Annotated in this window: 24 protein-coding genes; 7 read left to right on the top strand and 17 right to left on the bottom strand. The window is 55.4% G+C overall.

Annotated elements, in window-relative coordinates; all coding sequences use genetic code 11:
* Positions 1-86: 86 nt before the first annotated feature.
* The 3 genes from ABNS66_RS01735 to ABNS66_RS01725 are packed head-to-tail and all read right to left on the bottom strand — an operon-like array spanning position 87 to position 3,197.
* Complete coding sequence (locus tag ABNS66_RS01735; RefSeq protein ID WP_286839505.1) at positions 87-2,375, bottom strand: TonB-dependent receptor; 2,289 nt, start codon at positions 2,373-2,375, stop codon at positions 87-89.
* Positions 2,372-2,644 carry a hypothetical protein gene (locus ABNS66_RS01730; protein WP_286695434.1) on the bottom strand — a complete coding sequence of 91 codons (273 nt, stop codon included), beginning with the start codon at positions 2,642-2,644 and terminating at the stop codon, positions 2,372-2,374. Before ABNS66_RS01730 ends, ABNS66_RS01735 begins: the two co-directional genes overlap by 4 nt.
* A gap of 16 nt (positions 2,645-2,660) precedes the next feature.
* Positions 2,661-3,197, bottom strand: a complete 537-nt coding sequence (locus ABNS66_RS01725; RefSeq protein WP_286695433.1) for a hypothetical protein — start codon at positions 3,195-3,197, stop codon at positions 2,661-2,663.
* 105 nt (positions 3,198-3,302) lie between these two features.
* On the opposite strand from ABNS66_RS01725, the gene ABNS66_RS01720 reads away from it, so the two are divergent.
* A complete protein-coding gene (locus ABNS66_RS01720) occupies positions 3,303-3,869 on the top strand; it encodes a TetR/AcrR family transcriptional regulator (RefSeq protein WP_286839502.1) in 567 nt (188 codons plus the stop codon).
* Here ABNS66_RS01720 and ABNS66_RS01715 read toward each other — a convergent pair.
* Genes ABNS66_RS01715 through ABNS66_RS01690 form a run of 6 tightly spaced genes read right to left on the bottom strand, consistent with a single transcriptional unit; the run spans position 3,858 to position 10,227 of the window.
* Positions 3,858-5,219 carry a cytochrome P450 gene (locus tag ABNS66_RS01715; RefSeq protein ID WP_286839500.1) on the bottom strand — a complete coding sequence of 454 codons (1,362 nt, stop codon included), beginning with the start codon at positions 5,217-5,219 and terminating at the stop codon, positions 3,858-3,860. The two genes, ABNS66_RS01720 and ABNS66_RS01715, sit on opposite strands and share 12 nt — an antisense overlap.
* A 12-nt stretch (positions 5,220-5,231) precedes the next feature.
* Positions 5,232-6,791 (bottom strand): long-chain-fatty-acid--CoA ligase, encoded by a 1,560-nt coding sequence (locus ABNS66_RS01710; RefSeq protein WP_286839499.1) that lies wholly within the window; start codon positions 6,789-6,791, stop codon positions 5,232-5,234.
* A gap of 43 nt (positions 6,792-6,834) precedes the next feature.
* Positions 6,835-7,605, bottom strand: a complete 771-nt coding sequence (locus ABNS66_RS01705; RefSeq protein ID WP_286839495.1) for an SDR family NAD(P)-dependent oxidoreductase — start codon at positions 7,603-7,605, stop codon at positions 6,835-6,837.
* Between the two features lie 47 nt (positions 7,606-7,652).
* Complete coding sequence (locus tag ABNS66_RS01700) at positions 7,653-8,036, bottom strand: DUF6285 domain-containing protein (RefSeq protein WP_286839492.1); 384 nt, start codon at positions 8,034-8,036, stop codon at positions 7,653-7,655.
* A gap of 2 nt (positions 8,037-8,038) precedes the next feature.
* Positions 8,039-9,025 (bottom strand): phosphotransferase family protein, encoded by a 987-nt coding sequence (locus ABNS66_RS01695; RefSeq protein ID WP_286839489.1) that lies wholly within the window; start codon positions 9,023-9,025, stop codon positions 8,039-8,041.
* Positions 9,022-10,227, bottom strand: coding sequence for an acyl-CoA dehydrogenase family protein (locus tag ABNS66_RS01690; RefSeq protein WP_286839487.1), 1,206 nt, complete (start codon positions 10,225-10,227; stop codon positions 9,022-9,024). Before ABNS66_RS01690 ends, ABNS66_RS01695 begins: the two co-directional genes overlap by 4 nt.
* A gap of 189 nt (positions 10,228-10,416) precedes the next feature.
* On the opposite strand from ABNS66_RS01690, the gene ABNS66_RS01685 reads away from it, so the two are divergent.
* The gene (locus ABNS66_RS01685; RefSeq protein ID WP_286695425.1) at positions 10,417-10,986 is read left to right on the top strand and encodes a VOC family protein; all 570 of its coding nucleotides are present in this window, start codon (positions 10,417-10,419) and stop codon (positions 10,984-10,986) included.
* Positions 10,987-11,022: 36 nt separating this feature from the next.
* Here the strand turns inward: ABNS66_RS01685 and ABNS66_RS01680 are convergent, their stop codons facing one another.
* Entirely contained in the window at positions 11,023-11,589 is a 567-nt protein-coding gene (locus ABNS66_RS01680; protein WP_286839485.1) for a flavodoxin family protein, read from the bottom strand.
* 36 nt (positions 11,590-11,625) lie between these two features.
* Positions 11,626-12,084: a helix-turn-helix domain-containing protein gene (locus ABNS66_RS01675; protein ID WP_051171329.1), complete on the bottom strand. Its 459-nt coding sequence runs from the start codon at positions 12,082-12,084 to the stop codon at positions 11,626-11,628.
* A 144-nt stretch (positions 12,085-12,228) separates the two neighbouring features.
* Between ABNS66_RS01675 and ABNS66_RS01670 the strand changes: the two genes are divergently transcribed.
* The gene (locus ABNS66_RS01670) at positions 12,229-13,401 is read left to right on the top strand and encodes an alpha/beta hydrolase (protein ID WP_286839482.1); all 1,173 of its coding nucleotides are present in this window, start codon (positions 12,229-12,231) and stop codon (positions 13,399-13,401) included.
* Between the two features lie 51 nt (positions 13,402-13,452).
* Here ABNS66_RS01670 and ABNS66_RS01665 read toward each other — a convergent pair whose 3' ends face one another.
* Positions 13,453-14,592: a zinc-binding dehydrogenase gene (locus ABNS66_RS01665; RefSeq protein ID WP_286839479.1), complete on the bottom strand. Its 1,140-nt coding sequence runs from the start codon at positions 14,590-14,592 to the stop codon at positions 13,453-13,455.
* 81 nt (positions 14,593-14,673) lie between these two features.
* Complete coding sequence (locus tag ABNS66_RS01660; RefSeq protein WP_286839476.1) at positions 14,674-17,061, bottom strand: TonB-dependent receptor; 2,388 nt, start codon at positions 17,059-17,061, stop codon at positions 14,674-14,676.
* A 219-nt stretch (positions 17,062-17,280) separates the two neighbouring features.
* Here ABNS66_RS01660 and ABNS66_RS01655 point away from each other — a divergent pair, with 219 nt between their 5' ends.
* The 4 genes from ABNS66_RS01655 to ABNS66_RS01640 are packed head-to-tail and all read left to right on the top strand — an operon-like array spanning position 17,281 to position 20,920.
* Positions 17,281-18,012: a glutathione binding-like protein gene (locus tag ABNS66_RS01655; protein WP_286839474.1), complete on the top strand. Its 732-nt coding sequence runs from the start codon at positions 17,281-17,283 to the stop codon at positions 18,010-18,012.
* The gene (locus ABNS66_RS01650; protein WP_286839472.1) at positions 18,009-18,770 is read left to right on the top strand and encodes an SDR family oxidoreductase; all 762 of its coding nucleotides are present in this window, start codon (positions 18,009-18,011) and stop codon (positions 18,768-18,770) included. The genes ABNS66_RS01655 and ABNS66_RS01650 overlap by 4 nt, the downstream gene beginning before the upstream one ends.
* 30 nt (positions 18,771-18,800) lie before the next feature.
* On the top strand, positions 18,801-20,000 hold the full coding sequence (locus ABNS66_RS01645; protein WP_286839470.1) for a CoA transferase: 1,200 nt from the start codon (positions 18,801-18,803) through the stop codon (positions 19,998-20,000).
* A gap of 14 nt (positions 20,001-20,014) precedes the next feature.
* Positions 20,015-20,920, top strand: a complete 906-nt coding sequence (locus ABNS66_RS01640; RefSeq protein ID WP_286839468.1) for a hydroxymethylglutaryl-CoA lyase — start codon at positions 20,015-20,017, stop codon at positions 20,918-20,920.
* 16 nt (positions 20,921-20,936) lie between these two features.
* Here ABNS66_RS01640 and ABNS66_RS01635 read toward each other — a convergent pair whose 3' ends face one another.
* The 4 genes from ABNS66_RS01635 to ABNS66_RS01620 form a co-directional block, all read right to left on the bottom strand.
* On the bottom strand, positions 20,937-21,797 hold the full coding sequence (locus tag ABNS66_RS01635; protein WP_286839466.1) for an SDR family oxidoreductase: 861 nt from the start codon (positions 21,795-21,797) through the stop codon (positions 20,937-20,939).
* A gap of 35 nt (positions 21,798-21,832) precedes the next feature.
* The gene (locus ABNS66_RS01630) at positions 21,833-22,222 is read right to left on the bottom strand and encodes an acyl-CoA thioesterase (RefSeq protein ID WP_027874832.1); all 390 of its coding nucleotides are present in this window, start codon (positions 22,220-22,222) and stop codon (positions 21,833-21,835) included.
* 78 nt (positions 22,223-22,300) lie between these two features.
* Complete coding sequence (locus tag ABNS66_RS01625) at positions 22,301-23,668, bottom strand: TRAP transporter large permease subunit (RefSeq protein WP_204997203.1); 1,368 nt, start codon at positions 23,666-23,668, stop codon at positions 22,301-22,303.
* Positions 23,661-24,185 carry a TRAP transporter small permease subunit gene (locus tag ABNS66_RS01620; protein ID WP_286839464.1) on the bottom strand — a complete coding sequence of 175 codons (525 nt, stop codon included), beginning with the start codon at positions 24,183-24,185 and terminating at the stop codon, positions 23,661-23,663. Before ABNS66_RS01620 ends, ABNS66_RS01625 begins: the two co-directional genes overlap by 8 nt.
* Positions 24,186-24,218 lie beyond the last annotated feature (33 nt).

Genomic DNA, 24,218 nt, shown 5'->3' with positions numbered 1-24,218 from the left:
TTGTTAGAATTTTTCCAGCCTAGCAAGCGCGAGAGGTGCAAAATAGCCATCGCTTCACAGCACCGTCAATTACTCCAAGAAAATCGCTAAAGTGCGAACCGCAGCTCAGCACTGAACATGCGGGGCGGCATCAAAAATCCCATATGAGAGCCACTAAAGATGGGCATATCTGCTGCAAAATGACGGATGGTTTTGTTCTCCAGGTTTTTAATATGCCCCATAAATTGCCAACGCCCATTGGGATCGACGATGCCGGCATGAAGATTAATCAGATGATACGCATCCTGGCTGTCGATGGGGTCGGCATCCAGGTCAAACAATATCCGGTCGCGCCAGCTCATATCAGCGCCGACCATCATGGCGACTTTTTCTTGCCACAACGGTACGGCAACATTAAAGCCGGCGGTGGCACTGATTTTCGGTGCGCGGGGTAGCTGCGATCCACTTAGATCGCAGGTTTCTTCATTGGATGACGCCGGGCAAGGCCCGTCTTTATAGCTGTCGAAGCGGGCATCGCTATAGCCCCAACTCGCAAAGAACTGGCTGCCACGCCAGGGCTGCCAACTGATATCAATCTCCGCCCCCTCAGTGGTCGCCTTCGCGGCATTGTTCACAATAAAGCCGTTGCCGATAAATGCCTGTATCTGCATATCGCTAAATTCAGTGTGGTAGAGCGCGGTATTAATCGTAAGTACGCCGTCGTAGGCAGTGAGCTTGTAGCCCAGCTCATAGGCCTTGGCGCGTTCCTGATCAAAGCCGGACTCATCCGCCGTGCGTGCCAGCGGGTTATAGCCTCCCGCTTTAAATCCTTCTGAATAGCTGGCGTAGATCAAATCGTCGTCCAGGCTGTATTTCATCGATAGCTTGGGGGCGATATTGGACTCTTCCCGCGTGTCCTTCAGCTGGTACTCGGTCACCCCGAAGGCGGACTGCAACAGCAAGCCGGTTTGCTCATAATTCTGGTCCAGGTCTACCTTTTTCTTTTCCTCCGATGCCCGCAAGCCCGCCACCAGACTCAATCGGTCAGTGATATTCCAGGTGAGTTGCGAGAACAGCGCCAGGGTTTCGGTATGTTGAATAAAACGTTGGTGCAAGGCATCGGTGGTTAACGCGCCCAATAGATTATCGAGGGGGTCAAGCAATGGCGTCAGCACGCCGCCAAGCAGATCGGTCACAACATCCAAACCGAGCGCGGGCAGTAACAAGCCCTGAAGCGGCCCCTTGGGCAGCATGCGCAGCTCGCCGGTCAGGTCATTGTCAGACTGAAAAGCAAAAGCACCCACTAAGTATTCCAGCTTGCCCGGTGGCGAACTCAAACGCAGCTCCAGCATTTGCTGGCGGTAGTCGGTTTCTCGCCCCCAGTCGGCGATCGGTGCCGAGGCCGTATCAGCATCCAGATATAGCCATTCCTCGGCACGCGCGTCACTGGCGATCAGCGTTAGCCGGTGCTCGGCGACATCCCAGTTCGCCTCCAGATTCCACACTTCGGTGTCGCTCCAGCTTTCATTCGGCGCGTCGGCGTGGCTGCGGTAATCAAAGTTGGCTTCTAGATTCGGGTCAAACAAACCGTGTACAAGAGCGGCGTCGCCACCCAGCACGAAGGGCTCCCATCCCTGACCGCTGTCGCGTGACTCGCCTTGGTAGTAGGTCAACACGGCCGTCAAGGTATCCAGCGGCGTAAACAACAGCTTGGCGCGCAACCCCTCTTTGTCGACGCGCTTTTCATCTGTGCCGCGCAACACATTGTTTACATAGCCATCGCGGCGGTCGCTCGTTGCCGCGACGCGCAGAGCCAGCCGGTCTTCCACCAGCGGCGCATTGATCATGGCGTCATATTTTTCACCGGAAAACTGCCCATGAGCTGCGCTGGCCGATACCCGCCACTCTTCCTCAGGTTGGGCGGTACTGATGCTTATTGCGCCGGCCACCGTATTTTTACCAAACAGTGTGCCCTGCGGCCCTTTCAACATTTCCACTCGGGCCAGATCGAGAAAGGCATCTTGCAGGAAAGCCATTTTGCCGTAGTAGATACCGTCCACATAGATCCCTACCGCCTGCTCCATGCCATCATTAATCGGCGAGTTCAGGCCGCGCATACCCACCTGCACATAACCAGGCGTCATATTAATTTCCGTATTCGGGCTGGCCAGAGAAATATCTTCAAAAGACGCGATGGCAGAATTTTTCATGCGCTCAGCACTGAGCACAGATACCGCGATGGGAACATCTTGAATCGACTCGGAACGCTTTTGCGCAGTAACGATCACTTCTTCGATATGAGAGGCGCGCTTGTGCTCTGCTGCCATTGCAGGTAACGCCAACAACTGACCAATAACCAGCCCACACAAGCAGTGCGTTTTCATTGCCTTGTTCATCGCACTTCCCCCTCCGCAAAGTGAACCGCTTTATCGACGGGCGGCCGACATAGCGACAGCATCACCCGCTGGGAAAAAATAGTCACCGCCAGTGCACTGCCTACAGCCACCGCTAAGTGATGCAGGCTAAACGCCCGGTTGTCTTCAGCAATAAACAGGCGCAGGGCATCAAAACAGGGCCAGATCACCAGCAAAACATAAGCCCCCATAGCAATGGCGATTTTGCTCAGCGTTTGCGGGGACGGCGCAGCAGACATTTTATTATTCATTATCAAGTCGCTCGTTTTAAACGGGTTTAACAACCGCGAGGTAAAGAACCAATAAGCCGGTGACTGAAATTACCGGCGTACTCACTACTAAGAACAACCAATGATGGGCGATGGCCTGTTCGTAGCTCAGGGCGACATCACCCTGCCCCGACACGCGAATGGCACGCTTGTTACCACCGAAGTGCGACAACCAATAATCCATTGCCTCGATAGGCAGAAACACCAGCACCACAATGCACAACTTTAGGCTCAGCCAGAAATGTGCCAGCCCCCAGGGGCCAGCCGTCAGCAGTAACAAACCACTTAGCAGCAATAGCGGAAAGGCCACGTGCTCCAGTACCACGCCCTGATCAAAGCGCTCCATGGCAATATTGCGCTGACGCAGCAAGCGCTCGTCGTCCGGCGCGCGCTGCCAGGCCTTAATCGCCGGCAGCAGGTAATTGATATAGGCCACCGATGTGCTGGCCAACCAGATCATCGCACAGGCCACATGGAAAAATTTTATTTGCAGATAGTAGGGCACCAGCGCTGCAGATAATTGCTCAACAAACATTGCGTCTACTCATTCTTATCGATTATTGTGAGTACAACCACTACATACCATACCGTATGGTATGGGAATAACATTGTCAATATATTTGACTAAATTAGGTGATGCATGGGCGACCCGCAGCCACAAAAAAGCCGCAAATCAAAAACGCAGTTTATTCACGCTGCATTGGAAACACTGGCCAATGAAGGCAATGTGAAAGCGCTGACCATAGACAGCCTATGTCAGCAGCTGGGTGTTTCTAAGGGGAGCTTTTACTGGCACTTCAAAGGGCGGGCGCAACTGATCGAGGCGCTGGTGGCGTTTTGGGCCGACGAGTTTCAGCAGAGCATTCATCAGCGCATTCGCCAAAGTGCCCACGACAAACCCGAGCGCGCGTTTGAAGAGCTGATCAGCTTCTGGCTGAGCAGTAATTTCTCACGCCTGGATCAAGTCATGCGCAATTGGGCGCGCGAAGAAGACGCCGTCGCCGCGGCCGTGCACCATGCCGACCAACTGCTAATGAACTTTGTCGCGCAGCTATTTGTCGCCATGGGCCACGATGAAACCGACGCCCATCATCGAGCACGCTTATTAATCGCAGTGGGTATCGCTGAGCCGCAAATCCAGCACCTGCCACACGCCGGTAGTGCCGACGAGGCAGCGCGCTGGGTCGCCGCCAAACTACTCCGCTAATGGCATAAAGCGTAGTGGCAGGCCATCGGTTGGGAAGGAAATCGGCACCGGATTGTAGGGCATTTCGTAGCCGGGCTGCGCGTCAATACGGTAACGCTTTAACAAATGAAACAACACAATCTTCACCTGAATCTCCGCAAAATTCAGGCCGATACATTTGTGGCTGCCACCACCGAAAGGTAACCACTGGTAGAAATGCTTTTTGTGCTCAGCCCGCTCTGGTGAGAAACGCATTGGGTCAAAGCGCGTGGGCTCACTCCACCACTCTTCCAGGTAGTGAGTCATCAGCGGCGAAATGCCAATAGAGGTATTGGCTGGAATACGGTAACCGAATATCTCCGTTTCACGCACCGTGCGCCGTGGCACCACCGCCACCGGCGGGTACATACGCAGCGTTTCCTGCATTACAAAGCCCGCCAGAGAAAACTCAGCAAGCTGGTCAAAGCTCGGCGAGTCGCTATCGATACCGGCAAATTCTTCGCGCAATTTCTCCTGCCATTCAGGATTTTTTGCCAATAAATATATTGTTGAACACAGCGTGCTGGTGGTCGTGTCATGGGCCGCGAACAGCAGAAAGATTATATGGTCGCGAACGGCTTTGTCATCGAGGAAGTTGCCATCTTCATCTTTGGCGTGACAAAACTGCGAGAAGAAATCATCGGTTTCCTGCTCGCGTTTTTTCTGAATATGTTGCTCGACAAAACGTTCCAGTGTTTTGCGGCCATCCAAACCCTTTTTCCACGTTGTTCCGGGAATCGGCAACTTTACAACAGCCAGCGACGCCTCCATTGCGTGAACAAAGGCGCGGTTAATTTTTTGCGCGTCGTCACCGATATCGACGCCCATAAATACCTGGGCCGCCACATCGAGTAAGATCGCTTTAATCTCGTCTTTAAACATGACCTGCTGCCCAGCAGGCAGCTGCGCAAGGCGCTGATCGATCATCGGGTTCATGGTATCGACATACTTTGCCAGTACATCTTTTTTAAACGCCGACTGCAGTATTCGCCGATTGAGTTTATGGTCGGCGAAGTCCATCAGCATCAGCCCGTTGGGAAACAAACGATCCAGGAAAGGATCCCAGGCACGCTTACTGGAAAATAGTTTTTCGCTGTCTTTCAGCAATATTTCATTGGCTTCTGGCCCGACCATTACCACCGTTTTTTGCAGCAGCGCATTGCTGCGAAAAATTCGACCATACTTGCGATACTTTTCCATCGACATGGCAAAGTAGTCGGTAAGAAACGGTATGGTGTCACCCAAAATTGGCAAGGCCCCGCGATCTCCCGGCAGGTGATCGATATCAGAAGTGGGTTTTCGCGCTGCCTTGATGGTTTCTGCTGTCGACATGTCCTAACTCCCTTACGCCATTTCGCTGTTGTCTAGCCGGTATTGCTCGGCAAACATTTCGCGGAGTTCTTTCTTCAAAATTTTTCCCGATGGATTGCGCGGCAGTCCTGGAACAAAACAGATATGTTTAGGTACCTTAAATGCCGCCAGTTTTCCTTCGCAGAACGTTTTCATTTCCGCCAGGGTGATTTCACACTCCGGCGCCGAGACTACAACGGCAAGGGGCACTTCCCCCCACCGCGAGTCGGGCACACCAATAATCGCCACGTCGGAAATTTCCGGGTGCGACATCAATAGATTTTCAATTTCCGCGGGATAAATATTTTCGCCACCGGAGATAATCATGTCTTTCACGCGGTCTTGAATAAACACATAGCCGCGCTCATCGATAATGCCCGCATCGCCGGTATGCAGCCAGCCATCAACAATGGTATCGGCGGTCGCTTCGGGTCGTTGCCAGTAGCCCTGCATAATCTGCGGACCCTTGGCGAGTATCTCGCCTACTTCGCCCGGCGCGCATTCACGGCCGTCGGTATCAACCACTTTTAACGCGGTAGCAAACACCGCACGACCGCAGGATCGCAGCAGTCCCGGCTCACCCGCCAAAGCGCGGCGGTGATCGTCAGCAGTGAGAAACGTCAGGCCCATCGTCGCCTCGGTTTGCCCGTAACCCTGCACAAAGTCGCAGCCAAATATGCGCATACAATCCTGCAGCAAACTTTCAGAAATGGGCGACCCGCCGTAGTTAATGGTTTTTAGCGCAGAGAAATCATAGCGCTCAATATTCTCGACCATTGCCAGCGAAAACTGCAGCATTACCGGAATCACTGCCACGGTGGTGATCTTCTCGTTGGCCAGCGTTTCGATCATGCCCACCGGATCGTAGTCGCGATGAATCACCATCGCCGAGCCGTATATCACACCGAGCATCGCCCCCACCAGACCCACCGCATGGAAGGTGGGCGCAATCACCAAGGCCTTGTCGTTTTCGGCCGGCCACACGCCGGTACTCATTGACGCCTGATAACTATTCAGCAGTACATTGCTATGGCTAATTAACACGCCCTTTGGGCGGCCGGTGGTGCCGCTGGTGTACATATGAAACAGAATATCGTCGCCTGCGATATCCACCTCGGCGGCGGCATTCGCCCCCTTGCACCAGTTTTTAAGGTCGTCTTGCCCTGCTGTCGGCGCAAGGTAAATGCGCGGCAGTGCCTGCATTACAGGCCCGCACAGACTGTCGAACTCTGCGTCCAGAAACAGCGCGACCAGCTGCGCGTCGTCGGCGATATATTCCAGCTCGCCCTCACTCAGTCGGTAATTGAGGCCCACCGCAATCGCGCCAATGCGCGCACAGGCGAGGAATACACATAAATTGTCGACAGAGTTTTTTGCCAGTATGCCCACGCGCTGGCCTTTGCGAATGCCCTGACCTTGCATGGCGCCGGCTATGGTACCCACGTAGTCCCAGGCCTGGCCAAAGGTTAGTGTCTGGCTGTCGTCTTGCAGCATCATGGCGTCGCTGCGACGCTGCGCATGAAAGGCGTGGTACTGATTAAAATTAGTAAACATGGCTGTCGCCTCGCCGTTGCTTTATAGGAGGAGTGCCGCGCGATTAGCGCGGCTGCATACGAATGGCGCCGTCGAGACGAATACACTCGCCGTTCATGTATTCATTCTCGGCGATCATCACCGACAGGTGAGCAATTTCCTCTGGGCGACCCAAACGCTGCGGGTTAACCACACTGGCTTCCAGCGACTTGTATGCCACCTCCGAAAGAGTTTCAAACAGCGGCGTATGAATAAGACCCGGCACAATGGTGTTTACACGAATGCCGTAACTGGCAAGGTCGCGCGCCATTGGCAAGGTCATGCCAACCACGCCACCCTTTGATGCACTGTAGGCCACTTGCCCTACCTGCCCCTCGTAGGCGGCAACCGAAGCGGTATTAATAATGACGCCACGGGCGTTGTCCTGGTACGGCGCCGCGTCAGCCATCGCTTTTGCAGCGAGGCGGGCAACATTAAAGGTGCCAATCAAGTTCACATCGATAACGGTTTTATAGGCATCGAGCGGAAAAACACCCTGCTTACCAAGGGTTTTAATCGCGTTACCAATGCCGGCGTAGTTGTTACAGATATGCAGGCCGCCAAACTTTTCAACGAGGGCATCGATGGCCGAGGCCACCGACTGTTCATCCGCGACGTTGACGTTGTAAAACGCCGCGCGGTCGCTGCCCAACTCTTCCACCAAGGCGTTACCGCGAACCTCGTTCATATCGAAGATGGCAACCCTGGCGCCTCTGGCAGCGTAGGCGCGTACGGTCGCCTCTCCCAAGCCCGACGCGCCGCCGGTAACCAGTGCCACTTTGTTATTCAGATCCATGTTGTTCTCCTTATTGTTGTATTGCTTGTTAAAACACGTTCAGGTTATTACCGAATGCCCGCACCTGATGGCGGCACCGGTTGATATTTCGGGTTGTCGATAGCCAGTTTGGCGTCGCTGATTTTTTGCAACATTTCCAGCAAAGCCGGGTCGCGGTAGGGCGCGTCGCTGCTCTCAATATGGGCGCGAAGCTGTTCACGCAGTGTTGCCAACTCGCCCTGTTGGCCGAGAAATTCAGCGAGCAAGGCTTGCTCGTCGCGCTGCTGACTTCCCCCCGCGTTCAACTCGCGACCGACAATACCAAGGCCATTGATTGCCACCCGCAATTGATACGACAGGGCTGGCGCGTCCACGACGGGTAGTATCGACTGTTTTAAAAACTCACTAACCGCCTCCAGTAATTGCTCGGCACTGGGATGCTCAATAGCCATGATTAACGCTCCTTCAGCAGCCGAATAAGGTCGGCCTCGCACTCAGACAAACGCCGGCCGATCACCGCCCGCTCAACCGAAAGCTGCTTACCCTGCAAATGAATGGCGCTCTGATACAGGCAGATCACCCCCCATTTCAGCACGCCAAACACCTCCCAATAGGCCAGCTCCCGCTCGGTAACATCGGTTTCGCGGCCGCGGTTATAGGTTTCCAACAGGGCACGCTTGTCACCAAAGCCGCCCACCGCTTTGTCGACGTGGCCAAAACGCCAGGAATTCACACACAGCCAGCCGAGGTCTTCTATCGGGTTGCCGATATGCGCCAACTCCCAATCCAGCACCCCGCTCAGGCCCTGCTCGTCCACCAGGATATTGCCGTTGCGAAAATCGCCGTGCACGATGGCGGCTTGGCGCGGCGTTGGCGGGGTGTCCAATAAGTAGCGAAAGGCCAAATCAAACACCGGCAAACACTGACCGAATTCCCGATAGCGTTCCCGGTAACGCAGCACGTCGTCTTCTACCGACACTGACTCCAGCATAGCGGCGCGACGCGGATCAATATTGTGCAAAGACGCCAAAACAGCGCCGCACTGACCAGCCAGTAGCTCCCGGGCAGTGGCATAACGCACATCAGTAAGAATGCGCTTAGGTAGTGCCTCGCCTGCGAGCCGCCGCATCACAAAGCCGGCGCCGCTCACGTCACTGGCCGGTATGTGAGCGATCACTTCCGGCACCGGCAAGCCCTGCTGATAGACCAACTCCAGCAAACTGGCTTCGGTGGGTTTGGTCAGGGCATTTTCAAACTGGTGTTCATCGTCGCCACAACGCAAGATCAGCGGCTGCAACGTGCCCTCTGCCCAGGCATCAAACGCGGTGGTTTGCGACGCTGCGCCGCCCGTTAATTGCTTAACATTGTCGATGGTCACGCTACTCTGCCAATGCCCCGACAGGCATTCTTCCAACAAACGGACTAAGGCCATATCCGTCATGACGCAAACTCGGCATCGCGCTGGCCAAAGTCCCAGCCCTGACCTTTTTCATAGGCTCGCAGCAGTTGCTTCGCCACCGATTGAACATGCACCTCGTCCGGGCCGTCGTAGAGCCGCGCTTCGCGGGCATGGCGATACATGCGGCTTAGCGGAGTGTCGTCGGTAAGGCCTTCGGCCCCATAAACCTGAATGGCACGGTCAATTACCCGGTGCAACATGCCGGCACCGGCCACTTTAATTGCGCCAATTTCCACTCTGGCAATATCGCCCGCGTCGATGCGCTTAGCAGCGTGCAAAGTTAGCTGGCGGCAGGCCTGAATATCCTGGTAACTGTTGAACACATGCTGCTGCATTAACTGTTTATCGGCGAGGCCAGAACCAAAGGCACTGCGCGACAGCAAGCGCTTACACATCAGGTCGTAGGCGCGCTGGGCCTGACCAAGCCAGCGCATGCAATGGAAGATTCGCCCGGGGCCGAGGCGTCGCTGGGCGATTTTAAAACCCGCGCCGCGCTCACCTAACAGGTTGTCGGCAGGCACTTTCACATTCACATATTCGGCCTCAAAGTGGCCGCCCGCGATGCCCAGCACCGGCGTATCCCGAAGGATGGAGTAGCCCGGCGTGCCCATTGGCACAATAATCATGCTGAATGCGCTGTGGTCGGGCGCCTGTGTTTCGGTGCGGCACATTACCGTGGTGTAGGCGGCAATATCGGCGCCGGTGGTAAACCACTTGCGGCCATTAATATGCCAATAACCGTCTTTTAATTCGGCGGTGGTCTGCAGCTGCGTGGGGTCGGAGCTGGAAATACCTGGCTCGGTCATCGCAAAACTGGGGTTGATGTCACCGGCAACCAGCGGCAGCAAATAACGCTCGCGCTGACTGTCTGACGCGTAGGCATTGAGCATGATGGAGTCCTGCAAAGAATACGTGCCGAAAATGCGCTGAGCGAATTCCGAGCGGCCGATAACCTCATTCAGGTAGGCGTATTCCAAAAACGGCAAGCCCATACCGCCGATCTCTTCGGGGTGGCCAAAGGCCCATAAGTGCTTTGCCTTGGCCTTCTTAACCAGCGCGGCCAATTCCGCCTCGGCAAGGGTTTTATCGGCAGATTGCAATAGCGGCTCGCGCGGATAAATTTCCTGCTCCAAGAAATCCACCAACTCGCTACGTATCTGCATCCAGTCTCGAGACATCGCCATATTCTTCTCTTTATCTGCGCTGTTAGGGAGCCACTACACAAGCCAGCGAACCCTCAAGAGGTGTATTGCAGAGGCCTGCTAGTTCTTGCTTATACAATCAACATGATTCATTATTGTCAAGTATATTGACTTGTTGCAATCAGCTGGCCAATACTAAAAACGATAATTAAAATGGGAGAACCACAGGCGATGAACAAACCACTTCAGGCCCTGGGAAACATTCATCACGCCGCCTATCGCTGTGTAGATGCCGAGCAAACACGCTGGTTTTATGAAGACCTTCTCGGCTTAACACTCGCCGCTGCCTTTGAAGAAGACATCGACTTTGGTGAAAACCTCGGCCGCAATCGCCACTTCTTGCATATCTTTTTTGAAATGGCAGACGGCAACTACATCGCCTTTTTTGACGAACCCGGTATTTCCAAGCCCGAGCATTTTGGCCGCAAAGATAGCTTCGACATGCACCTTGCATTCGAAACTGAATCGCTGGATAGCCTGCGCGAATGGCAGGACTATTTAAACGCCGCCGGCAAAACCTGCCTTGGCCCCATCGACCACGGCTTTGTTCACTCGGTATATATGTACGACCCCAATGGCATTCAGGTGGAAATCACCTGCCGCGCAGAAAATAGCGACGCCATTATGAAAGACGAAGCCGCCAGCGCGCGTGATGCATTGAATGCCTGGACGGCAAAAACACGCAAACAAAAAGAAGAAGTTTTCGGCGCAGAGCGGCTGGATAAACGCGGCCGGGGCTAAGTTTGTGGCGCGGCACTTACCGCGCCCTTACCTGCATTAGGTCAAACGCTGGCACTGCGCAACAAAACGCGCAGCAAACAGTTTGGCAGTTTCAAGATCGCCGGGCAGGGGTGCCTCGTCGGCGCTGGCATCGGCGGGCGACTGCGCCATCAAACCACTAAACGCCCCCAGGTAATTAACGTCGTTTCGCTGCGCCGCTTTGGTATTTGCCGCCGGCAACGCGGTGCCCACCCACAACATACCGTGCTGCATCGCAAAGGTATGCAGATAGGCCAGCGTTGAAGACTTATCACCGTTCATCGATGCGGAGTTGGTAAAACCACCGGCCAATTTGTCCTTCCAGTTTTGCATCATCCAGCGGCCACTGGAGGCATCAGCCACCCGCTTAAACTGCCAGGACACGCTGCCCATATACGTGGGCGAGCCGAATAAAATACCGTCGCTGTCATCCAAGGCCTGCCAGTGCGCGTCGCTGATCTCACCGTCTTGGGAAATCGCAATCGCCGTTACTTCGGCCTGCTCGGCAAGGCTTTCCACTATGGTCTCTGCAAGACGCTGGGTATGGCCGTAGCCACTGTGGAACAACACACAAATCTTAGTCATTAACCGCTCCTATTATTATTTTTGGTAAAAGGGTGATTATTTTTCCGGCTCAACGATGGCGATCGGCCCCCAGCTTCTGTTCAGCGCTTGCTTCAAACCATTGAAGGCGGTTTTGCCGATTCGTTTGCGAAGTTCCTCCTCAATACCCAATAAAATTGCCTGGGCATCGCGGCGAATATCATCCGCCTCGGCGCTGAACTTCACCATTTTTGCGCGCTTGTCTTTGGGGTCGGGCACAAGCTCCAAAATGTTTTCGTCCTTTAAGCCCTGCAGCAACTGGTGGATCGCCTGACGGCTCACACCGAGGTTGCGCGCCATATCAGCTGGGCGGTTAATGCCTGCGGTTACGCTCAACATAATCATCGAACGGGTGCGGTTCATCCGCTCCCAACCGGCCGCAGCCAAACTCGCCTGCAAGCTTTCGTCCACCCAGTACAGGGCGTAGGCAAGTGTGCCGATCAAATAGCCCTGATCCTGCTCAACCAATTTCTTCATAAGTTCATTTCACTTTCTCTGTGGTGCCAGCGATTGTAGGGCAAACTGAAAAAAAACACCCTACCAGCATGCCATAGCGTTTATTTTTTTGTAAACTATATTGACAATAAATCAGAGCACAGCCTCGCCAACAGGATAAATATAATGAGCGAATCGACAAGAAGCTACGAGCGTATTCCCTATTTAATTTTCTATCAGGATAAAAGCCCGTTTAAGGAAACCTACGGCGGCCCGCTGGATTTTGGCGCCCTTAAATCCCACCATCTCAAGCCCAAACAACCGCGCTGCAACAACGTCATTCTGTTTATGCACCCCGTTGGCGGCGGCGAATACCTGCCGATGGTGGTCGCCATGGCCAAGGCTGGTTACCCGGTCATTTACTGCCAAAGCCGCTACTCCGGTAACGACAGCGCACTGATTATGGAAAAAGTCGCCATCGATATGGGCAACTGCATCCGCCATGCCAAAGAAGAGCTGGGTTACGACAAAGTGATTCTTGCGGCGTGGAGCGGCGGCGGCTCACTGTCGCTGTTTTATCAAAGCCAGGCGGAAAACCCGACCATTACCCACACCCCCGCGGGCGACTCGGTAGACCTCACCATCCAAGGGCTGATTCCCGCCGACGGCGTGATGATTCTTGCCGCCCACGTCAGCCGCGCCCATACCCTCACCGAATGGATGGACGCCTCAGTTCTCGATGAAGCCAACCCGGACAACAAAGACCAAGGCCTGAACCTCTACGACCCGGCCAACCCCAATCAGCCGCCCTATAGCGAGGAGTTCCTCAGCAGCTATCGCGCCGCGCAAATTGCCCGCAACAGAAAGATTACCGCCTGGGTAAAAGACAAGCTGCAATACCTGAAAGACAGCGACCGACCCAACGACGAATTTGGCTTTGTGGTACACGGCACCATGGCCGACCCGCGCTGGCTGGACCCCAGCGTCGACCCCAATGACCGACAGGAAAATTGGTGCTACCTCGGCGACCCCAAAGTCGTGAACAATGGCCCCGTTGGGCTAGCCCGATTCTGTACCCTGCGAAGCTGGTTGTCACAGTGGAGCTACGACGACTCCAATGCCGACGGCCAAGCCTGCGCAGCGAAAATCAGCGTGCCAATTCTCGTCATTGGCAACACCGCCGACGATGCCTGCACCCCCAGCCACACTCATCGCTTGTATAACGCCATTGCCCACGACGACAAAGAACTGTACGAAGTGGAGGGCGCCACTCACTACTACTTCGGCCAACCCGATAAACTCGACGACGCCATATCGCGCTGCGATGCGTGGTTGCAGAAAAAAGGCTTTGCGGACTGAGTGCTGTAAGGAAGGACATGCCGGGCTTGGTCGCCCGGCACGCGAAGCCGCTTACCGGCTGGGATTAATCAGGTATTTCTTGCCGGTGGCCTGCTGGCTGTACTCAGCGACCACATCGGCCTGCAATACATCCAGCAGCGACACTTCATCGCTGTAGTGGCTGGCAAAGGTGGTGTGTAGCTCATCGGCCACGCGCTGGCGCAATTCGTCGGCGCGCTCTGGCCCGACCTTGGCAATAAACGGCGTCAGCAGCCAGGCATTAATGCCCCAACTAAAGCCGAAGTTGCGATGGACAATGGTCGGCGACAAATCCAGGCTGCCGTAGATGTAGAGCTGTTTGAAGGTATCGGAGCCATAGGGCCCCGGCAGGGCAACCTCTTTCAGCGCCGCTTTTTCCATGCAGGCGAGAATACGGCTACCCAGCTCACCACCGCCGGTGGCGTCAAACGCCAGGTAGGCACCCGTCTCTTCAATCGCCCGGGTCAGGTCGCTCATAAAGCTGTCGTCGCTGGAATTGCAGACGTATTTGGCGCCCTGGGATTTCAGCAACTCAACCTGCTCGGGCTTGCGCACAATATTAATGAGATCAATGCCATCTTTCTGGCATACACGATTAAGCATCTGCCCAAGATTGGACGCCGCCGCCGTGTGGATCAGCGCCTTGAAACCTTCGCGACGCATTGTCTCAACCATACCCAGTGCCGTCAGGGGGTTCACAAAGCAGGACGCGCCGTCGCGGGCCGAGGTGCCCTCATTCAATGGCAGACACTGCATCACATTCACTTTGCGGTACTGGCAGTAAAGCGCGCCGTCCATCACCGCCACGGTTTTACCCAACAGTGCCTGCGCAGCGGCACTGGCACCGGCCTTGACCACGGTGCCCGCCCCTTCATTTCCCGCCGCCAGCGGCTTGCCAATTCGCGGTTTAACGCGGCCCTCTAGGCCAGGGCGCAGTTTGGCGGTGTACACGGTATCGGCACCACTGCCCGTGGTTTTGCCGGTGCTGACATCGGCGGGGGCAATCAGTGTGGCCTGATCCGAGGGGTTGATGGGGGTCGCCTCAATGCGCACCACCACCTCATCGTCGCCTGGCTCGGGGATCGGCGAGGATTTCAGTATCAGTTTGAGGTAGCCGTCGTCGGTGACCAGCGAGCGCAGTTGCAGGCCGGTATCGGGAAGCGTGTCGTGCATAGCAAATGCCCTTCTGATTATTGGACAGCTAGCCTAGCACTTTCCGCCCCCCAAACTCACCTGTGCGGAAAACCCGTTCGCTCACCACTGATAATTCAGCGAAGCAAAAATTTTCCGCATCGACTTCTGCCGAGTGTTGTAAGTGCCGGGGAAAAACACGGTATCGAGCACTTGCCCCAGCACTTCTTCGTCGGTGAGGTTGCTGCCGCCAACGGTAATTGCCCAGCCGGAATCCAGCGATGCCAGGCTTACCCGCGCCGACACGGTGGTGTAGCCCGGCGAAAAGGTGTTTTTATCCAGGTCGCCGTCGGTGTATTGATCGCCTTGGTAGAGAATATCGACGCTGGTACTCATGGCTAAGCCGAAGACCGGGAACTCCAATGTTGGAGTAAAGCTGGCGGTTTCTTTGGGGGCGAAGGAGATGCGTCGACCGCCAAGGTCTTGCTGGGCGTCGACACCTTCATTAATCGGCGCTGGCGCGGCGGGGTAACTGTCGTAGCGCGCATCCAACAGGCCTACAGAACCGGCAAGGCGCAGAAACGGCATTGGCGTGATCCACATAACGTCCATTTCAAGGCCGTCAGAGGTGGCGGTAGCGGCGTTTTTTACATCGAAGAAGGCACCGTTGAAGGCCAGCACTTGCAGATTTTCAAACTGAGTTTGGTACACGGCGAGGTTAAAACGCAGGGTGTTATCCAAGAAGCTGCCTTTTAAACCGGCCTCGACGGTGACGGCTTTTTCGGGCTCGAAATTGAGGTCTTCACCACCGAAGGACGAGGCATTAAAGCCACCACTTTTGTAACCGCGGGCGTAGCTGATAAAGACATTGGTGTCTTCGTTCAAATAGTACTGAAGCGACAGCTTGGGCGACAGGTCGCTCTCTTCGCGCTCGATACCTTCCTCCTGATATTCCTCGGCGCTTAGCGCGGTGCCCATCAAACAAGGCAGCCCCAGATTGCCAGTGCGGCAGCGCGAGGCACCCGAGGCGTCGGCAGTTTTGGTTTCGCGGCTGTAGCGCAGCCCGGGAGTGAGTACCCACTTATCGGTGATGTACCAGCTGAATTGGGCAAAGGCCGCGTAGGCTTCCACATCCAGAAAGTAGTCCAGCAGGTAGCTGTCGTCGCCAATCAAGGTGGAACCCAGACCGGAGATCAAGCCCAAGCCCGCCAGGTTTAAACCGCCGAGCAAGCCGCCTGAGCCGGCATTGGTATTGCCACTGATCAGTTGCAGGGCGTCGTCGGTGGTGAGGTAGGCCAGCAGGTCGTCGCCGGCGGTAATTTGCGTTTGTTGTTCAAATTCCGAATGCAGAGCGTAAATACCGGCAACCAGATTAACGCCCTCGCCCAACCCGAAAAGGCTCTCGCTGCTGGCAGTAAACCGAAGCTCCAGCGACTGCTGATTGTAGTCCGAGGTCACGGCTAGTTTGGCAAGGTCGGCAGGGGAAGCGTCGAGGTCGACAAGGCTGTCGATGTATAACTCGCTGTCGGCAACAATTAATGTCAACGCGCTGTTCTGCAGCCCGGCCACGTCGCCCAGCTGCCACTCACTTAGCAATGACAGGCTGTCGGATGCTTTTTCGATAAAGCCCGGCACATTGTAGGAGCTGCGAAAGTCGTAGGGATTGTCTTCAATATTCGGGTCGTAGTTTTCAAGAAAGGTGCGGGTGTCGTCGTCCAGTTTGAAGATTTGCAGTCCCCAGTAATTGGCCATGGTTTCCGATTGGTAGGCATTCAGCTCCATATGCAGCGAATCGCTGGGGTCGAAAAAGATCTTCAAACGCTGGGCATTTTGTTCGTGTTGATCGTCGCGGCGCTGCAAAAATTGGTTATACAGGTCACCCTCTTTGTCGCGGTCCATCGCCGAAAAGCGCAGCGAAAGGTGGTCGCCCACGCCACCGGCTACGGCCGCTTCCAGGTAGCGCTCATCGGCGTCGTTTTCCTGCCATTGCAGTTTCCCGGAGAAGTCGTCGGTGGGGTCAGCCGAGCTAACATTGAATACCCCCGCCACGGTGTTTTTTCCAAACAGGGTGCCCTGCGGCCCGCGCAGGACTTCTATACGGGCAATATCGAACATGGCTTCGCTAAAGTATGAAGGGCGGTTGTAAAACACCTCGTCCTGCACGAAACCCACCGAGCTTTCGAAAGCGGCATTCAGCGGGTTGGAGCCAAAACCGCGAATATTTACCTGGGTAAGTGCCGGATCGGTATCGGAGGAAAAGCGCACATTGGGCATATACGGGGCGAGGTCTTGCAGGTTAACCGCGCCCACTTCTTTCATAAATTCGCCGCTCACGGCGGTGAGCGAGATGGGCACATCCTGAGACGATTGCTCGACTTTCTGCGCGCTAACGATGACCTCCTCCAACACCCGGCGCTCTTTTACCGGCGCGGAAAACGCGTTGTGAGCCGTCAGTATTAGTGCAATGGCTACGCAGTGAGGACGTAACGATGTACTGCTGTTGATAAACATAGGCACCCATCTTTTCTATTATTATTGTTGTTGCGTTTGAGCCATCCGGTGCAGTGAAGCGCCTTGCACGGCCCGAATTAATGTCAACTAAGTTTACATTATTAGCGGCTTTCTCTCGGCACGTCAACTCGCCAATATGAGAATTAGCAAATCTTGGGGGTAGACAATCGCCTCAGCATAATGTCAATATTATTGACATAATAACAAACGAGAGCTGCGATGATCGACTTACATACGGTGCCAACCCCCAACGGCCACAAGATTTCTATTGCGTTGGAAGAGCTGGGCTTGGACTATCGCGTAATTCCCTACGATATTAGCCAGGGCGACCAGTTTAGCCCCGAGCTATTGGCCTTAAACCCCAACAACAAGCTGCCGGTGATTGTCGATAACGATGCCGAAGGCGGGCCGATCACGGTGTTTGAAAGCGGCGCGATTCTGATTTACCTGGCAGAGAAAAGCGGCCAGCTGCTATCTCGCCAGCCCAGCCAGCGCTACGCCGAGCTGCAATGGCTGATGTTTCAAATGGCGGGCGTTGGGCCGCTGCAGGGTCAGGCCCACCACTTCGTGCGTTACGCTCGTGAAGAGCAGCCCTATTCCAAACAGCGCTACCTGCAGGAAAGCCTTCGCCAGTGCCGGGTGATTGAATCGCAGCTTAGCCAGCAGCACTATATCGCCGGAGAGCAATTCTCCATTGCCGATATCGCACTGTGGCCGTGGCTGCGCGCCCTGCCACTGATTGGTATTCACCCCGAACAGACTTTTCCCGGTATTCATCGCTGGTTTAATGCGCTGGCACAGCGACCGGCCTTTCAGCGCGGTAAGGATGTCATCAACGGCTGGGTGTATGACCTGCCGCCGAACTTCTATATGGAGCTGGACGATAAGACCTGGTCTTACTCCTTTGGCGAGGAGCAGTACAAGGAACGCGAACGGGGGCAGCAAGCGTGACAGATTTATTCTCGGTAAGCGGCAAAACCGTATTCATTAGTGGCGGCTCTCGCGGCATTGGCGCGATGTTGGCAGAGGGCTTTGTTAACGCCGGCGCCAAAGTAATTATCAGCGCGCGAAAAGCGGCAGAACTTCACGCACGCTGTGCACACTTGCAAACGCTGGGCGACTGCACCGCTATTGAAGCAGATCTATCCAGCCAGCAAGGTGTGGAAGCGCTCGCCGCCGCCATCACATCGCTCACCCCAAGGCTGGATATTTTGATTAATAATGCCGGGGCCAGTTGGGGCGCTGATATCGACAGCTTTCCCGAGTCGGGCTGGGACAAGGTGATGAATTTGAATGTGAAGTCGGTCTTCTTCCTCAGCCAACAATTACTGCCACTACTCAAGAACGCCGCCGCCGAAGACAGGCCCGCCCGCATTATTAATATTGCCTCGGTGTATGGCATGGTTCACTCGGCGCTAAAAACCTATTCCTACGGCGCCAGTAAAGCGGCGGTAATCCAGCTGACCCGTCAACTTGCGGCCGACCTGGCCGAGGCCCACATTAATGTGAACGCCATCGCGCCGGGCTATTTCCCCAGCGATATGACGGCACCGCTGGATGACCAATCGTTACTGCAGAGCATCCCGCTGCAGCGTATGGGCAGCGCCGATGATATTGCGGGTACGGCAATTTTTCTGGCCTCCGCCGCATCGAATTATATGACCGGCAGCACCTTGGTACTCGACGGTGGTATTGTCGCCAGCCGCTAACAACTCGATCGTGAATACAGCAGGTATGTTATGAACAATGCGCTTTCCGGATTGCGGGTATTGGACCTGACCCATATGTTGTCCGGCCCTTATTGCACGATGATATTGGGTGACATGGGTGCGGAGATGATCAAGGTGGAGCCGATTGCTGGCGAAGGCACGCGCAAGTTGTTGGCCACCGACCCCGAGCACTCCATTGACGGCATGGGTGCCTACTTTATTACGCTGAATCGCAATAAAAAAAGTATCGCCATCGACCTGAAAAGCGAGGACGGCCTGGCGGTGTTTTATTCGCTGGTTGAGCAGGCCGATATCGTTGTGAATAACTATGCAGCCGGCGTGCCGGAAAAACTCAAGATCGATTACCCGCGGCTCGCCGAGATCAACCCGCGTATTATCAGTTGCTCCATTACCGGCTTTGGCGAACAGGGGCCGGGTGCCAAACGGCCCGCCTTTGATCAGGTTGCCCAGGCCTACGGCGGCGGCATGTCGATTACCGGCGAAGACGCGTCGCAGCCGATGCGCGCGGGCATTCCGATTGGCGACCTTGGCGGCGGCATGTTTGGTGTGATGGGCATATTGTCGGCGGTGATCGAACGCTATCAATCGGGCCGTGGTCAGCACGTGGACATTTCCATGCTGGATGCGCAAATCTCCCTGCTTAATTACATGGCGACCATGCACTTTATGTCGGGGAACAACCCCCACCCCATTGGCAACAGTCACTTTGTGCATGTGCCCTACAACAGCTACCCCACTGCCGACGGTCACTTGGTCATTTGCGTGATTACGGATAATTTTTGGCACAATTTAAAAGGCCTTTTGCACTGTGAGGCGCTGGAAAAACCTGAATACGACACCCAACCGGGACGCCTTGCAGACAAAGCCTTTATCGATACCACCCTGGCCGATATTTTCCACAGCCAGAGCACCGCGTACTGGATGGAAAAGCTGAATGCGCAACGCATACCTGCCGCGCCGGTGAATACCTTTTCCCAGGCCTTGAACGACGAACAAGTGCTGTACAGAAATATGGTGGTCGACCTTGCCCACCCCAACGGCCAAACCACCAAGGGGCCGGGCTGCCCGATTAAACTGTCGCGCAGCGAAGAGAGCGCCTACACCCCCGCCCCGCTTCTCGGTCAGGACACCCAACACATTCTCAGCGAGATGCTAGCGATGCCGGACGATGAGATAGCGCGCCTGCGCAGCAACGGCATCATCGCCTGACAGGAGAAAACGCCATGGAAAAAGTATGGGTAAGAGATGTTGGCCCCCGCGACGGCTTGCAGAATCAAACGCAGGTTCTTGACACCAAGCAGCGCCTGCAACTTATTCAGGCCTTGCTGTCAGCAGGGCTAACCCAGATTGAAGTGGGCGCTTTTGTATCGCCGCGCGCCGTTCCCGCCATGGCAGGCAGCGACCACGTGGTGAGCGCCCTGGCAAATACCGCGGGTGAATTTTCGGTGCTGATTCCGAATGAGAAGGGCTACGACTTGGCGACCGCAGCCGGCGCAGGCCACATCGCTATTGTGGTGGCCAGCAGCGAGACCATGAATCAGAAGAATATTGGTATGGACAACGAGCAGGCCTTCCGTTTTGCCAAAACGGTACTGGCCAGAGCCAGCCATGATGGCGTGCATGCAAGCTGCTATATCGCCACCGCGTGGGAATGCCCTTTTGAAGGGAGCATTAATGAAGACATTATCCTGCAACAAGCCGAAGTATTACTCGCCGCAGGCGCAAAAGAAATTGTATTAGCCGATACGATTGGTGCAGCGACGCCGCAGCAGTCCGCAAGCCTAACCAATAGATTATGTCGCGAATTTGATAACGATGTAATCGCCTGCCACTTTCACGACACCCGAGGCATGGGTATCGCCAATGCCTATGCTGCGTTGGAAAACGGTGTGCGGCGCTTTGACGCGTCTATTGCAGGCTTGGGGGGATGCCCTTTTGCACCGGGAGCCTCGGGAAATATTGCCACGGAAGATCTAGTGCTGATGCTGAATCAGCAAGGCTATGACACGGGAATTTCCCTGGCGGGTTTGGCAGCGGCGGCCAAGCTGACCCGGCAATTGTTACCGGGCGCTGGCGTTGCCAAATCGACGCAGTGGATTGAGCGGCAGATAGAGAAAGGTGCTCTCTAGGCGCCTGTTCACACCATTAGCTAACGGTGGTTTTGGTGTAGGCCTCGCTGAACGACCACAGTTTTTCCGCCGCCGCGTCGTCTTTGCCCCAGGGCTTAATGCGCTTGGGTTTGCAGTCGGCAAAGTATTCGCCGGTAACCCCTTCCAAGCTGGGCGAGGTCGCCACATAAATGGAGGTTTCGGCGCCCTTGTCGGGGCTGCGGAAAAAGGGTTTTAACACGAGCCCTAACACTTTCCCGATGATGACATTGTCTTGCTGGCCGAGGCCGGTGCTGACTGCGCCAGGATGCACACAGTTTACCGTTACGCCAGTACCTTCGAGTTGCTTGGCCAGATGGCGGGTCCACAGAATATTGCAGAGTTTGGAGTGGCCGTACACTTTGAAGGTTTTGTATTTCTGGCGGGCAAACTCCAGGTCGTCAAACTGTACGCCTTTGCAGAAAGCATGAGCTTCCGATGCCACCGACACAATGCGCGCTGGCGCACTGGCGACGATGCGCTCTCGAAGCAGCTCAGTCAGTAGAAAATAGGCAAGGTGGTTCACGGCGAAGGTTTCTTCTATGCCGTCGGCGCTGAGCTTGCGCTCGGTATTCACCACACCGGCGTTGTTCAATAACAGGTGAAGCGGTTTGCCGGTATCGAGAAACTGTTTCGCGGCGCGGCGAATATCGGCCATTTTACCGAGGTTAGCAATTAACAGAGACAACTCGGCGTCGGGTCGTATACTGCGCAGTTCGTCCAATAGCGCTTGGCCCTTCTCTTCATTGCGGCAGAGAATAAACAGCTCAGCACCCTGCTCTACCAGCGCCTTGGCGGTCGCGCGGCCAATGCCGTTGGTCGCGCCGGTAATCAAACACACTTTTCCCGTCATGCTCATTATTATTGTCCTTGCACTATTGGTTTTGGTTTAACTTAATCGACGCTCCGCGTGCGGCCGTTGTCGTCGATGGCGACAAATACAAATTCGCCCTCGGTCACTTTTATCGGCTCTTCGTCGTCGTATTCGGTGATCCAGACTTCCACATTGATGCGAATGGAGCTGCGTCCAACTTCGAGCACATCGGTATAACAGCTCACCACCGCGCCAACATTTACCGGCGACAAAAACGCCATACTCGCAACGGCTACTGTGGCGACCCTGCCACCTGCGCGTCGCCCGGCAGTAATACCGGCTGCAAGATCCATTTGCGACATTAACCAGCCACCGTAGATATCTCCGTCGGCATTAGTATCTGCAGGCATAGCGATCACCTGCATGGCTAACTCGCCGTTGGGGCGGGGCACATCATCTATGTCACGCATAGGTTTGTATTCCTACTGTTTGAATTATTGGTCGAGCGCCCAGTTAACGGATGACGCCTAGTATTGTCAATCTAATTTCTAGCCTCGCACCAGCGCGGGCAACCACGTGGCCAAACCGGGCCACAGCGCCAGGATCGCCAGCACCATTAATTGCAGAACGATATAAGGCGCCACGCCGCGATAAATGTCCGAGGTTGCCACCGAGGCCGGAGCCACACCGCGCAAGTAGAACAGCGAAAAGCCAAACGGCGGCGTAAGAAAAGAGGTTTGCAGGTTGAGCGCGATCATAATGCCCAGCCATATTGGGTCTACGCCCATGGCCAGCAGAATCGGCCCGACGATAGGCACCACCACAAAGGTGATTTCAATAAAGTCGAGAATAAAGCCCAGCAGGAAGATCACCAACATCACCAGCGCGGTGGCTGCCACCACACCGCCGGGCATCGCCGTAAAGGCGCCGTGAATCAGCTCGTCGCCACCGAAGCCGCGAAACACCAAGGAAAACACCGCAGCGCCAATCAGGATCATAAATACCATGCAGGTGACCTTCATGGTTTCCCGCGACACTTCAGCCAAACGCGCCAGCGACAGACGGCCGCGCAGCAGCGCCAACAGCGCTGCACCCAGGGCACCAACGCCCGCCGCCTCGGTAGGCGTGGCGGCCCCGGCGAGAATGGAACCCAATACAGTAACGATCAACAGCACTGGCGGAACAAAGCCCCGCAGCAACTGGCCGATTGGCGGCGCTTGCAGGTCACTGGCGGGCGGCGCTTTTTCCGGGCGAAGAATCGCCATGCCGCCCATATATAAAATGTATAGGCTCACCAGCAGCAAACCGGGGATCAGAGCGCCGATAAACAGGTCGCCCACCGACAGGGTTTTGGGGCTGAATACCCCAAGGTCCAACTGCGCTTGCTGATAAGCGCTGGAGAGTGTGTCGCCGAGTAGTACCAGGGCTATAGAGGGCGGAATGATCTGGCCCAATGTTCCAGTGGCGCAGATGGTGCCGGTAGCCAGTGCCGGGTCGTAACCGCGCTTGAGCATCGACGGCAACGAGAGCAGGCCCATGGTCACCACTGTAGCCCCCACAATACCTGTGCTGGCTGCCAGCAACATACCGACAACAATCACCGAGATACCCAAGCCGCCGCGCCGGCGGCCAAACAGTGCCGCCATATTGCTGAGCAATTCCTCGGCGAGCTGACTCTTTTCCAGCAGTACGCCCATTAATACAAACAGCGGCACCGCCAATAAGGTGATGTTGTTGATGGTGCCAAATATCCGGTTGGGCAGCGCGGCGAGGAAACTGGGGTCGAAGTGGCCGAGGCTGATACCCAGGCCGGCAAAGATCATCGCCACCCCGGCCAGACTAAAGGCCACCGGGTAGCCCAGCATGAGCACCAGGCAAATGGTGATGAACATTAGCAGTGGCAACAACTCAATCAGCACGGTTCACCTCCGCGCCGTCGCCCTCTACCAGCACCAGGGCATTGCGCAGTAGTTCGGCAAGGCCCTGCAGAGCAAGATTGACCGCCATGAGCGGTATCAGGCTCTTGAGTAGAAACACCGCTGGAATGCCGCCGGGCTCAACAGAGGCCTCGCGAATTTCCCAGGCCTTGGCACTGAAATCCCAGCTGCTGAGCAAAATGAGCCCACACAGCGGCAATAAAAATATCAGCGTGCCCAGGCTGTCGATCCATGCGCGCTGGCGCGGAGAAAAGCGCTGATAAAAAATATCCACCCGCACATGGGCCCCGTGTTTCAGGGCATAGGCGGCGCCGAGCATAAATACCGAGCCGTGCAGATAACTGACCGACTCCTGCATGGCCGTCAGGCCATAGCCAAAGCCGTAACGCATAACCACCACCGCGGCGGTAACCAGCATCATGATGGGAATACACCAGGCCAGTAAGCGGCCAGTCGCCTCGGTGAAGGCGTCGATGAAACGTAGTGTCGCTCTCATTATTGTAATTAACTGCATGTCGACCCAAGTGGG

It is taken from the genome of uncultured Spongiibacter sp. (assembly GCF_964011655.1).
GTDB lineage: Bacteria > Pseudomonadota > Gammaproteobacteria > Pseudomonadales > Spongiibacteraceae > Spongiibacter > Spongiibacter marinus.
Note: the sequence above shows the minus strand (reverse complement) of the source record. Positions and strands in the feature narration are given on the sequence as shown.